We start from the raw sequence: 16,232 nt of genomic DNA, 5'->3' as shown, positions 1-16,232 counted from the left end.
ACATGGAATTTATTATCACATTATTTTATTTTTTAATTACGATAGGAATATTAGTTTTAGTCCACGAGCTTGGACATTTTCTGGCAGCCAAGTTAACCGGGATGCGAGTAGATAGATTTTCAATCGGATTTCCACCTCGTGCGTTCGGCAAAAAGATCGGCGATACAGATTATTGTATTTCGTGGATTCCGATTGGCGGGTATGTAAAAATTGCGGGTATGATCGACGAGAGTATGGATACCGAGTTTGTGAACAAGCCTCCGGAAAAATGGGAATTCCGATCGAAATCGTTTCTTGCAAAATTTTTCGTTATGATCGCCGGTGTACTGATGAATATCATGCTCGCGGTTGTGATTTTCTGGGGGATAAATTTTTATCAGGGAAAATTTATCAAAGAGACAAATGTTGTCGGATATGTAGTTCCAAACAGCGCCTCTGATAAGATAGGTATAAACAGGGGCGATAAAATTCTACAAGTCAACGGAAAAGAAATTGAACACTGGGACGAAATTAACCAACAGATTTTTCTTGAAAATGTAGGGAAAGATGTAACTTTAAAAGTCGATCGAAGCGGCAATCGAATCGAGTTTGTAGTTCCGCTGCAAGATATAAAAAGTTTCAACGAAGAAACTTTAGGAATTTTTCCTGAAGGGAGTGCGGCGATTATAACCGGAGTTGAACCGGGTAAGCCCGCTGAAGCATTAGGGCTTAAAGGTGGCGATATTTTTATTTCGCTGAATAACCAAACGGTGAACAACTCATCGCAAGTAAAAAATATTATAGAGACAAATCCCAATAAAGAATTGCAAATATATTGGAAGCGGGGCGACTCCACTTTATCAGGAACAGCAACTGTAACCGCAGAGGGTCGGCTTGGTATTGGAATCGGCACGATTTATTTAGGACCGAAGCAACATGTTGATTACACAATCATAGGTGCATTAACCGCAGGCGTGCAAAATATTTATAGTGCTATGCGGCTGTTCGCTTTTTCGATGGAACAGTTGATAACAGGTAAAACTAAATTTTCGCAATCATTCGGCGGTCCGATTAAAATTGCACAAATGGCTACACAATCGGCAGAAATGGGCTGGATTAGTTTTCTTGCGTTTATGGCTTTGTTGAGTATGAGTTTGGCGATAATTAATATCGTCCCGTTCCCCGCTCTCGACGGTGGGCATATTGTATTTTTGGTTATTGAAGCAGTGATAAGACGTGAAGTTCCAGTAAAAGCAAAAATGATAATTCAACAAGCCGGATTTTTTATTTTATTAGCTTTCATGGCGTTTGTGATATATAACGATATTATAAACTTTTAAATTCTAATTTGGGATTTGAGATGTGGCAGAATGAAATAACAGAAAAATTATTTTCAACATACAATTCATATTTTGTAAACGATTTTCAGACGCGTATGTTTGCTCCCGAGTTTTTTAACAGCGTTGCCGATAATATTATCAGGCAAGCTCCGAAAATTTTTGATCTAAAAGAAATCGGAAAATCGTTTGAAGGGAGACCAATCCGATTGATAAAAGTCGGGAGTGGAGATATTAAAATTTTACTCTGGTCGCAGATGCACGGCGATGAATCGACAGCGACTATGGCAATTGCAGATATATTCAATTACTTTGCAAAATTTTCGGATAGACAAGGGGTGCAAGAACTTCTTTCAAAGCTTTCGTTGTTATTCATACCACTGCTCAATCCCGATGGCGCGGCGCGGTATCAGCGGCGAACAGCTCAGTGTATCGATATAAATCGCGATGCAGTTGCACTTGTAACTCCCGAAGCACGATTGTTAAAGGAAATTCAGAATGAGTATCAACCCGATTATGGATTTAATCTGCACGATCAGGAATTAAGTACTGTAAAAGGAACTAGAGAAATATCGGCAATCGCTTTTTTGGCTCCAGCGATGGACGAAGAAAAATCGGATAACAAGGTGCGACTCCGGGCAAAAAAACTTGCCGCATTTCTTACCGAAAAAATGATGGAAATTATTCCCGGAAAAATAACCCGATACGACGATGGCTACGAACCACGTGCTTTTGGGGATAGCATTCAAACGTGGGGAACAAGCACGGTTTTAATTGAGTCGGGACATAGTATTGGCGACCCAGAAAAATTTTTTATACGGAAGTTGAATACGGTGGGATTGCTGTCGGCTTTTTATGCTATTGTCTCGGGAACATATACGAATGCAGACATTTCGCTTTACGAAAAACTTCCCGGTAACTCCGAACGTGCTTACGATTTAATAATTCGTAATGTTCTGATCAGATATCAAAACGGACAAACGACTCCGGCTGATTTAGGAATTTCGTATCAGGTTGATACGCACACGACTGACACACCGATGCTTTTTGAAGTCGGAGATTTAAGCCCATTAGTCGCTTTAAGAGAATTTGATGGTGAGAGAATGTTAGTCGATGAGGTAGATTTGAAAATAGAGAGTGAGTTTAATTTGAGGAAGTATTTTTAAATTGTTTAAAAAATTCTTTACCAAATTTAATCGAGCCAATTTTCTACTTTTAAGCCAACGACTCTTTGAAAGTCTGAATCGTTTGTTACAAGGATACACTTATCAATCTTTGTCGATGAAGCAATTAAAATATCTGCATCATTTATTAATTTACCTTGTTTCTTAAGATTTGCATAAAGATAAGAAGCTTCCTCAAAAATTTGTTTCCTATCGAGCAAGGTTAGGCCAAACGTTTCGCAAAACTTATCAAAATACTTAATTTGTGTTGTTGCATTAGCGTCTAATAACCCCCGTTTAACCTCATAGTAACATATTGCATTTATCACTATTTTATGTCCAGTAATTGTGATGCTTTCTATGCGTTGTTTAATATTTGCATTTCCTCTGAGTAACGCAGAAATGATATTTGTATCTAGAACATACGTCATCCAAAAAACGGTCTTCTTTTAGAGGATTGTTCATATGTTTGACTTTGTTCTTCGGTTAAACCTTGAAAAATTCCAAAGACTTCATTCAGAACATTGAGTTTTACTATGATCAATCTTAATTCTGTCAATTCTTGTAATTGTATATCTAAAGGATTTATGGAAATATTATTTGATTCAAAAATTTCTTGGAATAGCTTGAATCCAATATCGTGGGTTATTGTAGTGGAATAACATTCGAAAAAGTTTTCTTCGGTTTTTTTACATTTGTAATTGTAAGGTTGTATAAGTGAAAAATCGAAATTTTTCACGTTATCAATTATTGAATGATTATATGGTAAATACTCTGTCATTCTTTAATTAGTTGAAACTTATTCTTGTTTTGTCTTTTAGGCACGCTTCAAAAGCTGTTTCAATCGAACCATGCGCATGCTCAAGCCAATTACTAAAATTTTCTATATTTATACTTTCTTGATTGAAAGATATATAATACAGATCAAGAATAATAGATACACCTTCGTTATTTTTGGGATAAGATTTACCCAGAGTTATAAGCATTCTATCATTTTCTAAATATGGTATTTCGAGTCGTATGGTAAAATCAGTTTGTGATTGTGGTAATTCTCTTGGCACATTAGGAAATAATTCAAAGTATTCACTTAGCTCAATAGATTCTTTTGCAAAAATTATTTTGTTTATGTATCTTAATCCAATTCTCTTAACAGATTTCGGACTTGCAATTTTGTTGTAAATATCGAGATTTTCAATAATAGTAGGTTTGAATTTGCTCCATGTCGGATAATGTGTTAATTGGTTAATTACAAGTAAATCGGGAGCAACTTGAATTAGTGCACTTCTATCGGTCTTAAAAAATTGCATCCGAGGTGGAGCTTGTTCAATTTTATGTTCGATACCTGTTTGAGTCGGTTTAAATAGTACACCTATGCCCAATTGTTGTTCTCTTATTGGGAACAGTTCTTTAACTTTCTCGTAGAAAAGCCCAGGAATAGTTAAATCCCATGGTTTTTCAGAAATAAATTGAATTTCACATAGTGCTTCTACAATAGGCGGATTTTTATATTTTCTGTTCATATTCGGACATTCAATACTTTGCGTTTAATTATAACAAGATTTCTTGTATTTAACAAATATTTTTTTCAAGTAATCCACTTAATAAACATTTCAGTTTCCACATTTCCCCCGCTTATTACTGCACAAACTTTCTTATTCTTCAAACCCAAAACATTTTTCATCACTGCCGCCGGTGCGACTGCTCCTGTCGGCTCGACTACAATTTTCATTCTTTCAAAGAAAAATTTCATCATCGTTATAACATCTTCATCAGAAACTGTAATTACATCGTCAACATATTTCATAATAATTTCAAAATTATGTTTGCCGACGCTCAGAGTTCGCATTCCGTCTGCAATCGTGTTTGTGGATGTGAGTTTTATAAGTCGCTTCTCTCTGAACGATTGATAGCAGTCATTCGCTCCCTCGGTTTCAACTCCGATTACTTTTGTGCGGGGTGATAAATGCTTTGCCACAATACTGCATCCCGAAATCAAGCCACCACCTCCAATTGGAACGAACAGATAATCTAAATCTTTTAAATCATCAAAAATTTCTATCGCTGTCGTTCCCTGTCCAGCAATAATTTTTTCATCATCATAAGGTGGAACGAGTGTATATCCGAACTTATAAATCAACTCGTCGGTCATTCGTTGCCGGTCGTCGGTATTTTCACCGCAGAAAACCACATCGGCACCGTACGATTTTGTAGCTTCAATTTTACTTTGAACTGAATTTACAGGCATAACCACAACTGCCTTTATTTTCAATAACTTACAGGCTAATGCAACACCTTGTGCGTGGTTACCAGAAGAGTGTGCGACTATGCCCGCATCACTTTCTTTTTGTGAAAGCGATACAATCTTATTGTAAGCGCCCCGAATTTTGAACGCTCCGATTCTCTGAAAGTTTTCGGCTTTAAAGTAAGCATCAACACCAACTATTTTATTGAATGTGCTAGATTTTAGAATCGGCGTTTTGTGAACAACATTCTTTAAAATCGAATATGCGTTATCAACATCATCGATAGTTATCATCTATTCCTCCAAATACATTTTCTTTTCTTCGGCATTGTGCCCGATTAACTCGCCGTATCTTCCCCAATCAACGAGTGTATCGAATTGTTTTTCGGTATCTTCGTTGGGCAGCAACATCGCAAAAGTTTCAAGCACTATGTCTTCGTCTAATCCTTCTTGCTTGCCGTGTTTCAGCATATCGGTTATCAACTGAAAAATGTGCAGCTTCAAAATTTGTTCTTTAAAAATAATCTTCCGTTGATTAATGTCGGCTTTAAGAAAAGTTTTTCCGATAACTGTAAAAATCACGTTTCGACGTGGCGTATCTACAAAGTCGAGCATCTCTGCTGCTTTAACAACATTCATCACGCTTCCGAAATCCTTCCCGACTAACATAGAAAGCTGAAAAATATCTATTTGACCTTTGTGGTCGTCTAAGATTTCGAGCAAACCCACGGTTTCACCCACAGTAGCGCTGGGCAAAGCTTCAACACGAAGAGTCGCTTTTCCGGTTTCGGTAGTAACTACTTCGTCAGGAAGGATTGCGCTTGTTATAATCTCGTGTATGCGATCGACCATCGAGAGAAAATCCGACGAGCGGTAATCACGCGGATAAGGAATATCGTTGTTAATAATAACTCTCACTTTCCCCGGGTTGGCGCCGAGTACAACAATCCTATTTGCCAAAAATACTGCCTCGCTTATGTTATGTGTAACAAAAAAGATTGTTCTTATATCAACTTTATGATCAAGCCATAAGGTTAATACTTCTGCTCGAAGATTCTCGGCAGTCAGAACGTCGAGTCCGCTGAACGGCTCGTCCATACAAAGCAATTCCGGTTGAACTGCGAGTGCGCGTGCAATTCCGACACGCTGCTTCATACCGCCGGATAATTCTTTCGGGTATACATCTTCAAAACCTTCCAAGCCGACAATGTCAATTACTTTAGCGACTCTTTCTATTATCAATTCTTTGTTGGCTTTTACCGATTCTAATCCCATCGCAATATTTTCAGAAACTGTGAGCCACGGGTAAAGAGCAAAGTTTTGGAAAACAATCGCAGCGCTCGGATGAATTCCATTGAGTGCTTCACCGTGAACAAGAACTTCGCCGTGCGCCGGTCTTATTAGTCCTGTTAACACTCGCATCAAAGTTGATTTGCCGCAACCCGAAGGACCAAGCACGGCGAGAATCTCACCGCTATTCACATTCATCGAAATATCCTGGAGAACTGTAAGCCCTACTCCCGAAGGCAGATCGAAATGCACCGAAATATTTTTCAATTCAGAGATCGGAATAATAGTATTGATTTGATTGTTTGTTATCATACATTCACATTGTTAAGCCATATTTTTCTTCAGCTAAAATATAAAGTTTTTTCCAAAAGAATCTGTTTATTAAAACCACGGTTGTTGACATTGCTATTACGCTGGCGGCAAGCACACCGAAGTTGCCGCTGTCGGTAGCAAGCGTTATCTTTGCACCTAATCCGGTTGCAGTAAGAATGTCGCTGCCAAAGTGAACATACTCGGCAACAATACTCGCATTCCAAGCTCCGCCCGTTGCGGTTACCCATCCTGTAACCAACGCTGGAAAAATACCGGGTAAAATCAGCCGTTTCCATTTCAATTTTTTTGAGAGGCGATTAATCGATGCGGCTTCGCGCAAGTCGCTTGGTATAGCCATCGCCCCCGCTATTACATTAAAGAGTATATACCACTGCGTTCCTAACATCATTAATAAAATCGAACCGTATTCTATGCTGCCGCCCAATTTCATCAAGAGTAGCAAAACAATCGGGAATAACATCGGCGCCGGGAAAGATGCAACCACTTGTATAACCGGTTGAAATATTTTTGATAATCGCCGATTCATTCCAATCGCAACGCCGGCAGGAATTGTCCACAATGAACCGATAACGACTGCCGCCAGAACTCTGAAGAATGTTAAAAATAAATCTATTCCTATTGTTTTCCATTCTCCGACGTTAACTGATACCAGTAATCCGAAAAGTTTGTAACTACCGAATAATCCAGCAAGAAAAATAATTATTTTGAAAGTCCAAACGACGGTGGCTTTTAAAAATCTTTGAAAAGCACTAACCCGGTTTTGCAGACTGTTGACTTTTTTTTGTTTAATAGAAGCTAATGGCTTTAAAAATTGGATAATAGGGGAAATATTTTTTTCTCTGACCAATGATATGATATGCGAGCTTCTTAATATATCAAGGACTTTTGATTTGGGTGTAACAGCGGATTCGGTTTCTTCAAATTTGAATTTCTGCGCCCAAACCACTAACGGCTTCCAGAGAAGTTGATCGACAGTTATTATCATCAAACTCATTGCTATTACAGCGTATATCATTGCTGGCACGTTGCCGTTCTGAATAGCAGCACTCATATACGAGCCGATTCCCGGAAGCCTGAAATCTTTATCGCCGATAATAAACGCTTCACTAATGGTTAAAAAGAACCAGCCGCCTGCCATCGACATCATACTATTCCAGACCAATCCCATTGTTGAATAAGGAAGTTCGAGTTTTGTAAATCGCAGCCACCAGTTGAGCCGGTAAACTTTTGCGGCTTCACGGAGTTCGTTTGGAATCGATTGTAGAGAACGGTAAAAACTGAAAGTCATATTCCAAACTTGTCCTGTGAAGATCATTAATATTGCAGCGAGCTCGAGACCAATGTTGGAGTGAGGAAAAACTGCGATGAGAGCGATTACAAGTCCGGGAAGAAATCCCAGAACGGGGATACTTTGAAGTATGTCGAGCAGAGGAATCATAATTTTTTCGGCCCGACGGTTATAAGCTGCTATGTATCCATAAACGAGAGTGAAGATTAGTGAGATTCCATAAGCGGCAAAGCCGCGAACAAGGGAAAAGAAAGTATATTCCGGCAGAGCTGACGGCGACAAGTCGATTTCGGCAAGCGGTTTAAATTCTGCTTTGAAGTTTTGCCCGAAATGAATAACGCCGTATAAAATCGCTAAAATCGAAATGAGTATTAAAATGTCAGCCCAGCTAACTTTGCGACTCAGTTTTATGTATGATCGGATGAGTGACATTTAGTAGTAATGAAACAAAAATAAATGAGAGTAACAAGTTAAAGAATTTTAGATTTCGGATTTTAGATTTTAGATTTTTTTTATGACATTCTAAATACTACATGTTCTGCATCTTCGTGTTTTTAGTTAATAAAGCAAAGACAAAAATATTTTATCCGCGGGGGGCGCAATGTGAGTAAATGAGTAAAACCTTTGCGAGCTTCGTGTCTCAGATACAACTCAGAACTTCGCGAGCTTTGCGTGAAACCAATTCTGTTCAAAACAAAATATCGATTGGAGAGTAAAAAATGCAAAATGAAAATTTAAAACTTTACCTTAATCGTAGCATAGACGACCGGAATTTTTCCGAATGGTGTTTCTTGGTGTTCCATTCGGGCTTCAACTATTAAATTCTTGTTATAACTACGAGCAGTAAAATAAGCATCGACGGCACTTATTACGTGGTTAACAACAACTACTGTCATTGCTGATTTGGCTTTGTAATAATAGTCGTTGGCTATTCCTCGCATCTCAGAATATTTTTTTAATGTTTCGCTTAGTGGCAAGCCATAAGTGTAATTAGGATTATCCGCATCGAACCAGCCCTGGTTAAACTGCTGATATTTTCCAATCAATTCATAATACTGCTGTTCCCCATGCTTTGGTAAAGTATGTGAATACCATTTACCGATTGCACGTTCCAAAGCATTAAGTGCGTCCCAATTTACTCTTTCCCACGGAGGCAATCCTGAGTTCGGACTCGTGATTATTGCAGAAGTTGGTAAGTTATTATCGTCAAAATTTGGATTAATGTTTTTTCTATTGATATCGCTCCACTCATAATATCGTATTACATCCCATCTTGTTCGATAACGGTCGGGTTCGTTTATATCCCAACTTGGTTTCACTGAAAATTTTTCATCGGCAAAATTTTGAAATAACGTTGTTTGGTCGTCTCCTTTTTTGGTATAGCCTGAAAAGTAAATCCAGGCCGCCGCTTCAACCGCTAAAAAAATTCCCGCTTTTATGTAGCTTTCGGTGTAGATTTGCCCCGCACCGGGAATTAAAAGCGATAACCCGCCGGCAATGAAAGGCGATTTTTTATTTACGGCAATATCGTTTTGAATTGATTGTGTAAAAGTCGGCTGAGCTGTGAATAAATCAATCTTCGGATTTCCTGTAAAATATTTCTCCTCCGAACTAAAAGAACTATTATTAAAAATTAAAATCACTGCAAAAATACAAAATGTCAAACGCATACTTTTCCCTGTTTTTATTATTATTTTAATCAAGATCAAAACCGAACAAAACACCAAGATACATCCGCAACTCTTTTCCGTAAGTTACCGTTGCTTTACCGTCGCGCACTTTCCTGTCGAATTTATCAAGTCCGTATGAAGCGTTAAAGAACAATCGTGTAGGGAAGGAATACCACGAGAACGATTCCATCCTTAGCTCAAATCCAACATCTCGTTTGAACTTCATTCCTCTAATACCTCCACCTGTCCAGGCATTCCCAATATCACCGTAGAACGAGCCATAAAGTTTATCAAAGTAAAAATGGAGAATTCGTAAATCAATTTTTTTTAAAATCGGGAAACGGTAAGTAAAGTTCGTGTGTAAATATTCATTCCCTCCTAACGAATAAAACGGATAGCCCTTCATACCGCTCAAACCGCCTATGTAGAAATCGAAAAAGTTATCGACAGGGGGGCCTAAAACTGAACCACCTCGAACGTTTGCCGACAGTGTATGTTTCCAGAGAGGCAGCTTGAAATGTTCACGCCAGTTAAGTTCTACTTTGTGAAACTTGAACCAATCATATTTTGGAAGGAGCATTCCGTCTTTCACCTCATACTCACCGGTCGAATTGAACTTGTTAAATTCATAGTCATAACGAAAACGGATTTTTCTACCAACTGGATTTATTTTGCGTGTTGTGGAGGGCTTAATACCTTCGATTGTAATTGTAGAACTCAAATCGTTTCCGACTAAATAAAGTTCGTTTGAACCAGAGATGATGACCGGTGTTTCGTTGATATGCAAAATAAAATTATCGATACCGGCGCTGTAGCGGCTGTGTGCGAATCGCAATTCCCAGTCGATATTTTCTGCAAATATTTTTTGCTTTAGCGCGAGGTCGGCTTGGAGTAAATTATAATTAACTCCGACGCCAAAAGTATCCAAAGGAAGATTAATTTTAGCTGATGCTTTGCGGGTAATGTTGTAAACTTCGATGCTTGCAGCCGGTTCAATTCCGAGTTGAAACAATCCGGGTAACTTTCCGCGGTAGTCAAATATGAAAAACAAATCCCGCTCAAGTTTTCGGTTTATAGCCGCACCGGCAAAAAGGCTAACCTTGTTCAAAACATCACTCGAGAAGGCGTAAAGTCCCGGCTTAACTATGTCGATCCCTTTATTTTTTGGATTGTAATTATCAACCCGCAAAAAAGGGACTATCATCATACTATTAAATATGTTTTTATACGACCTTGTAGGATGTTCAGTGTACTGCGTGTCGTCATAAGTGTTTAATTTTTTCCAATCAAACTGCAGATTGGGTTCTGTTGAAGCGATGGGAGAAGAATATTCCCGAAATACTTCCGACTCCTTCACGTAAAAAATATTACCCGATGGAAGTGGTTTAGTATTTTGAAGGAAGGATATTTTATATCCGGTTGATGTATAAGATGCAAATGCTATATCGTTGTTTTGATTAACGGTTGGCATAAAAGCGCCACCGAGCACGTTTGTTAATTGCTCTTTCGTGCCGGCTAACAAATCGTAATGGTAAATATTGGAGATTCCGCTCTCGTCGGATGTGTAAATGAGTTTTTTTCCATCTTGTGAAAATACAGCACTGCGCGCATCTTCATTACCATTTATCAAATATATGATGTCGCCCCCATTTGAAGAAATAATAGCAATATCACGCCCGTCATTTATTGAATAATCGAAAACGATTTGTAAACCATCGGGCGACCATTTGGGATTGTAAACCTGCTCACCGTTCGTGAAGTGCGTTAATTGCTTGAATTCTCCGAGCGTGTGAAGTGATTCGTCATAATCAGCTACAAACAGATTTGTAGTTCCATCTCTATTCAAAACAAAAGCGATTGTTTTACCATCGGGTGAGATAGCCGGTGCATTTGCCCGTTTTCCAGATGTAATACGTGTTTCCTCTTCGTTTTCAATATCGTAAACATAAATGTCGTAAACACTCGACCAGTGTTTATTGTCGCTCGTGTTCTTTGCATAAAAAATTTTCTTTCCGTCGGAAGACCAGCTCAAGTTAGCCCGAACTCCGCCCTTCAGTTTCTCTTCTTTCTTTGTTTCAATGTCGTAAAGATACAACGACGAAAGGGCAAAGTAGTCGGCTTCTTTATTAGATACATAAGCTATTTTTTTCCCATCGGGTGAAAATGCGGGATAAAAATTTGCAAAGCCAACTTTTGCAATCATCTCACCATCAATAAGATTTTGCTTGATGTGTTCAACACGTCGTGAGTAATCGCGCTTCAAATCGGATTGCCATTGGTTGTATAAATCTTTTCCGTCAATTCCAATGGCTCGCTTGATTGCACCATCGATGCTGTACTCGGTGAGGGAAGAAAGATTGCGGGAAATGGCTACAAGTTTATCGCTGCCATATTTGTTAGCGATGTAATTCGTAAAAGCAAAACCGGCGTTATACGACGACTCGTTACCCAAACTTGTTTTTCCGAAAACCGCCATTTCGTTCCAGGTTAACATATTTCCATCGAGGGCATACATCCGCAGAATCATATCGCGGTGCGAATCCCAGAAATCATAATTCAGCTCGCCTCTGTTGAACTGTGCTACACCTTCGGCAAACCATGCGGGGATAACAAATCCAGAAATCGGGTACGATGCAATTACATTCGGATAGCCGTAAAGCACATCGGGACGCCGCTCGGCTTCGTAGCCAAGCCATTGCAAATAAAAAGCCGGAATTCGCCTGCCAAATTTCATCGAAGTTTGAATTTGGATGATGTGTGTAAACTCGTGTGTTATTACATTTCGCAGCCAGTTATGAGTTCCACGCAAATCGTAATCCATCGAAGTTGCCCAAATTTCAACCATATTGTTGTAAAAATAAGCAGCACCGTTTGCGTAGTCGTCGTGGTCTTTGATTATCCACGATACTTTTTGATCGGGTTCGTGATTGTAGAGCGAAGTAACGGGTCCGTAAATTTCTTCAGCAATTTTGGCAGTGAGTTGGGCGGTCCGCTCAGCCCCTTCGTGATAGTGAACGAAAAAATGATCCGTCTCAATTGTTCGCCACTCAAGTTCGGGATGATGCGGCTCGTCCTGTGCAAAAAGTTTTGAAATTGCTAAAAGGAAAATAAAAAATATTTTTATGTGCTTGTTCATCTAAGTTATTTTCAATTACATTGTGATTGATAAGCGTGTAATAACATCTTTCTTTAATTCTACCCTGCCGCGTCTATAAATGCTTCCGTGATATAATTCTAAAAACACCCACTCGGTTACTGCGTATGTTCCTAAATATCTATCTGATGTGTCGTAACGGTCGATTATTTTATTCACAGGAAGATTTATATTTGTGATGATGAATTTTCCTACAGAATCGGTTGAAGCAGTTTTTGTGCGTTCAACAGTTATGGGAACTTCCTTCTTTATTTCTGTATCAATAGAATATCGAATGAAATAATATCCGGCAGGAACGGATACATTGTTCGATATTTCACCGCTCCAGGTATACCTCGATATCGGTCCGGTGCGCCGCCATCCATAAAATAAATTTCGGATAACTGTTTTTTTTTCAGAGAGGGCATCAATCGAAACCAGACTGCTATCTTTTACAACGACCACAACAATCGTATCAATCGATGTATTAGAAATTTTTATATATTCATACGAAAGAAATACACTTACATCCGCAAGTGGCGTTCCGCTCGAGTTAGTAACCAAGCCATTAATTTGATATCCCGTAATTGAGTCGCTATCGTCGAAAGGAATAATTTCACGGCAGGAAATTGCAGTAAATAAAAAAAATGGCACTAAAATGTATTTCATACATATCACTTCACGACAGCAATTTTGATAATTGTTGAGCCGCTGTTACCCGAACCGTCAACCTTGATGTTTGCATAGTAAACACCGCTTTGAACTTTGGAGGCGTTCCATTCTACTTCGTTATCAATTCCGCCAGTAGCGTTTGTGCGGAGTTCATCAACAAGGTCGCCGGCCATATCGAATATTTTTATTGTTGCGACAGAATTTTCGCGGACATAAAAACGTATGTTAGTTTTACCATCATACACAGGATTGGGCCAATTGTAAGCGCGGGAGGTTGGGAAAAATTCGGATATTGGATTACCAGTTAATGAAGAATTCTCGGAAGCTGTGTGCTGAACATTACCGCGATAATTTCCCCAAGTAACCGATTTTACACTTGGCAGTTCCCAGGCATAAAGATAGCCATCGCTCGACATAGCGGCTAATATACCGGGCTGTGTTTGAGTTGCCTCTGCGATACTCATAACTGCGGTTGCCCCATTACTGATTGAGATCGGAAAACCAAAAATTGATTTTCCTTTTGCTGAATATGCGTGAATTAAATTGTTCTTTGTAGAAACTAAAACATCCAACGTTCCATCGCCGTCAACATCGGCAATGATTGGTGGACTTGTAACTGTATCGCTTACAGTTATTGGGAAATGATCCAGCATAAAACCATTATGATTGAAGGCATAGATTTTTCTTCCTGCCGATACAACGACATCGCGGCTTCCGTCATTATTTAAATCACTGATGGCGGTACCTGAAATTTTCCCGTCTAGATTATTTATCTGTTTGTAAGGATTTAAATCAGTATCGAATAAAATTAGTGTGTTTCCACCGATATCAACAACTGCATAAAATCGAGATTGAGTTTCTGATCTTCCTAATGTAGCAATTTCCCAAGTATTTGATATATATGGTAAAGCCGACATTTTTTCAAATTGAGTTATTTTGACAGAATCACGCGATGTTCCAGCAATAATTAAAGTTGGGTCAAAAGTATTTCCCTTTTTCCAGTCAACAACAACAGAGGGTGCGTAAAAGCCGGATAGTGATGTAACCTTATTGTTGCTAACTTTGAAACCATTTTTTGATGTGTCGTAGATGAAACCGTTCTCACATCCAATAAAAATATAAGCGGAATCGAGTGTTCGTATAAAAATAGGAGATGTAGTTATTTTGGATGGAAATTGTATTGTATTCCGAACCTCTATTGATTCAAAAATACTGTCGCTATTTGAATCATAGGGTTTAAAAGAGAATAAAGTACTATCCTTAACGCCAATAAAATTCGAATTCCCATCGGAAGTTAAAGGATAATTACCGCCATTACTAGAAAATAACCCATTTGAATCTGTAGTTCCACTTCTTCCATCGGGTAAAAACACGAATATAGAATCGCCGTTTGATATAAATATTCTATTATCAATAATTTGAGGTGACAGGTTTTTCGCTTTCTCTCCGATAAACTTCGGATAACCGGGCAGCGGTTTTACAACATCGTCGCCTAGAATTACTTTTGCACTCATCCGCGGCGAACGTTCTGTAAAATCTTTTATAGCAATATAACTGTTTGCAAAATCGTAGCTCATCGAATTCGGGTGAGTATTTTGTGAGAATTTGTTTTTATATACCGGCGCCGAGTTACCGCTGAACCAAAAATCAAGACTCGTTCCGTCTTCACTTCCTGAACCGGGATTGAGCATACCGTACGACTGCCCTAAATCTTGTGAGCCATCAGCTTCTTCTAAATCAACGCCGCGCCTTTTCGGATCAGCATTTATGGTATTCGAGGCGTAGTTAGCGTCTATCACATTTTCATCAATGTGCCAAATCAAAATCCCGCCGTCGAAAAATTTCCCATCCTTCGTAACGCCGCCGGGCAAACTCCAATCGAACTCATCAATATCAGTTACAACTCCAAACACATCGCGTTGGTTGAAAGCACTATAACGAGTTGTATCGCGTTGGTAATATTTTTGTATTTGTTGCCCGTTAAAATTAAAAGTAATTGTAGAACCGTTCCGATTAGCATCGCGATTTCGATTCTCCATTAAAAAATACTCACGAGCATTTATCGGTAAACGGTAAATTGTATCAATCGTAGAAAGTCCCACCGCCGGTAAATCACATATATTTTCTCCGGGCTGAACATCTACAATGTGAGTGGAGCCTAATTTAAATTTTTTATCGAGAAAATATTTTTCCCAAGCCGAAGGTTCGGGCGGAAACAATCCGCTCCAACTAAACATGGACTGTCCGTCCATTAAACCGAAACGTCCGATACCAGTTCGACCGGTTTTTGTATTAAATAAATCGGGCAAACCTAAATAACTGCCAAATGTTCCGGCTAGCAATCCGTTAATGCTAAGTTGTAAGAGGGATGTTCCCCCAATCGAGGGCAGTAGGCGGTTTTCTGTTTCAGGAAGGACAAGACTGTTTTTAATATGAAATTGCCCGCCTTTTACAAGAACGCCCTGATAACTGCTGCCAAAAATCTGCTGCAAGTTTTTTAAACCGAAATAAATTGAGGGAATATCATACGGTGTTGGGTCGTATCCATAAACACTTGTTAAGTCAACATCTCTTCCGACACCCGCGTGGAAAATGCAGAACGCATCAAAGTTTTCGAACGCAATGTTCGGAGTAGTTGAATCTATTAATCGCCAAGCTTCGTGAACTAAGCTTCCAATCTCGGAGAAAGTAGTGCTGTTTTTAGGCGGACTGTAATATTGCATTTTTTGTGAAAGGTGATAAACACTATCGAGAATAGTAGTTTTAACAATCAATTTTCCGTTGGTAACTTTTAGCCAGTAGTTTTCTAAAAATTGTAAGTGGCTTTCGAAATAATTTTTATTCCGGGGCGGCGAGTCGATTATAGAATCAGGCGCCGAGAGATCGAATTTACCATTGCCCGAAGTACGAGCATCAGTGTCTTCAACAAAATCTACCATCACAGCGAGGACGCGAATTGTCTCGGCACTCGCTGTCTGTTTAAAGTTTGATCTTTCTAAAAAAGAATCATCCCGTTCGGGAGTTACGGGATGATCCAATTGAAGATTAATTTGAGATAGAGAATATGCGGTAAAAATTCCGGCTAGCAGAAAAGCCGCAAGTAGTTTTATCTTCATAAGAAAAAA

Annotated in this window: 11 protein-coding genes; 2 read left to right on the top strand and 9 right to left on the bottom strand. The window is 39.0% G+C overall.

Annotation, left to right across the window (positions count from 1 at the left end):
• Window positions 1-2 precede the first annotated feature (2 nt).
• Both rseP and QME58_03270 read left to right on the top strand, forming a co-directional pair.
• Entirely contained in the window at window positions 3-1,319 is a 1,317-nt protein-coding gene (gene rseP / locus QME58_03275; GenBank protein MDI6802853.1) for an RIP metalloprotease RseP, read from the top strand.
• A gap of 20 nt (window positions 1,320-1,339) precedes the next feature.
• Window positions 1,340-2,482, top strand: a complete 1,143-nt coding sequence (locus tag QME58_03270; protein MDI6802852.1) for a M14 family zinc carboxypeptidase — start codon at window positions 1,340-1,342, stop codon at window positions 2,480-2,482.
• A 26-nt stretch (window positions 2,483-2,508) separates the two neighbouring features.
• On the opposite strand, the gene QME58_03265 is transcribed toward QME58_03270, so the two are convergent.
• The 9 genes from QME58_03265 to QME58_03225 form a co-directional block, all read right to left on the bottom strand.
• Window positions 2,509-2,910, bottom strand: a complete 402-nt coding sequence (locus QME58_03265) for a PIN domain-containing protein (protein ID MDI6802851.1) — start codon at window positions 2,908-2,910, stop codon at window positions 2,509-2,511.
• Window positions 2,911-3,267: 357 nt separating this feature from the next.
• A complete protein-coding gene (locus QME58_03260; protein ID MDI6802850.1) occupies window positions 3,268-3,999 on the bottom strand; it encodes a TIGR04255 family protein in 732 nt (243 codons plus the stop codon).
• Between the two features lie 65 nt (window positions 4,000-4,064).
• Window positions 4,065-5,015: a threonine/serine dehydratase gene (locus QME58_03255; GenBank protein ID MDI6802849.1), complete on the bottom strand. Its 951-nt coding sequence runs from the start codon at window positions 5,013-5,015 to the stop codon at window positions 4,065-4,067.
• Window positions 5,016-6,323, bottom strand: a complete 1,308-nt coding sequence (locus QME58_03250; GenBank protein MDI6802848.1) for a nitrate/sulfonate/bicarbonate ABC transporter ATP-binding protein — start codon at window positions 6,321-6,323, stop codon at window positions 5,016-5,018.
• Window positions 6,324-6,327: 4 nt separating this feature from the next.
• Window positions 6,328-8,064 (bottom strand): ABC transporter permease subunit, encoded by a 1,737-nt coding sequence (locus QME58_03245; protein MDI6802847.1) that lies wholly within the window; start codon window positions 8,062-8,064, stop codon window positions 6,328-6,330.
• 302 nt (window positions 8,065-8,366) lie between these two features.
• The gene (locus QME58_03240; protein ID MDI6802846.1) at window positions 8,367-9,302 is read right to left on the bottom strand and encodes a hypothetical protein; all 936 of its coding nucleotides are present in this window, start codon (window positions 9,300-9,302) and stop codon (window positions 8,367-8,369) included.
• 25 nt (window positions 9,303-9,327) lie between these two features.
• Window positions 9,328-12,438: a DPP IV N-terminal domain-containing protein gene (locus tag QME58_03235; protein ID MDI6802845.1), complete on the bottom strand. Its 3,111-nt coding sequence runs from the start codon at window positions 12,436-12,438 to the stop codon at window positions 9,328-9,330.
• A 15-nt stretch (window positions 12,439-12,453) separates the two neighbouring features.
• Complete coding sequence (locus QME58_03230; protein MDI6802844.1) at window positions 12,454-13,104, bottom strand: hypothetical protein; 651 nt, start codon at window positions 13,102-13,104, stop codon at window positions 12,454-12,456.
• Window positions 13,105-13,109: 5 nt separating this feature from the next.
• Window positions 13,110-16,223, bottom strand: coding sequence for a T9SS type A sorting domain-containing protein (locus QME58_03225; GenBank protein ID MDI6802843.1), 3,114 nt, complete (start codon window positions 16,221-16,223; stop codon window positions 13,110-13,112).
• Window positions 16,224-16,232 lie beyond the last annotated feature (9 nt).

It is taken from the genome of Bacteroidota bacterium, from assembly GCA_030017895.1.
GTDB lineage: Bacteria > Bacteroidota > Ignavibacteria > UBA10030 > BY39 > JASEGV01.
Note: the sequence above shows the minus strand (reverse complement) of the source record. Positions and strands in the feature narration are given on the sequence as shown.

Bases quoted from the DNA above. Each gene is read 5' to 3' on its own strand.
- QME58_03270 (MDI6802852.1), top strand. From the start codon at position 1,340: ATGTGGCAGAATGAAATAACAGAAAAATTATTTTCAACATACAATTCA.
- QME58_03260 (MDI6802850.1), bottom strand. From the start codon at position 3,999: ATGAACAGAAAATATAAAAATCCGCCTATTGTAGAAGCACTATGTGAA.
- QME58_03245 (MDI6802847.1), bottom strand. From the start codon at position 8,064: ATGTCACTCATCCGATCATACATAAAACTGAGTCGCAAAGTTAGCTGG.
- QME58_03240 (MDI6802846.1), bottom strand. From the start codon at position 9,302: ATGCGTTTGACATTTTGTATTTTTGCAGTGATTTTAATTTTTAATAAT.
- QME58_03230 (MDI6802844.1), bottom strand. From the start codon at position 13,104: ATGAAATACATTTTAGTGCCATTTTTTTTATTTACTGCAATTTCCTGC.
- QME58_03235 (MDI6802845.1), bottom strand. From the start codon at position 12,438: ATGAACAAGCACATAAAAATATTTTTTATTTTCCTTTTAGCAATTTCA.
- QME58_03250 (MDI6802848.1), bottom strand. From the start codon at position 6,323: ATGATAACAAACAATCAAATCAATACTATTATTCCGATCTCTGAATTG.
- QME58_03225 (MDI6802843.1), bottom strand. From the start codon at position 16,223: ATGAAGATAAAACTACTTGCGGCTTTTCTGCTAGCCGGAATTTTTACC.
- QME58_03265 (MDI6802851.1), bottom strand. From the start codon at position 2,910: ATGACGTATGTTCTAGATACAAATATCATTTCTGCGTTACTCAGAGGA.
- QME58_03255 (MDI6802849.1), bottom strand. From the start codon at position 5,015: ATGATAACTATCGATGATGTTGATAACGCATATTCGATTTTAAAGAAT.
- rseP (MDI6802853.1), top strand. From the start codon at position 3: ATGGAATTTATTATCACATTATTTTATTTTTTAATTACGATAGGAATA.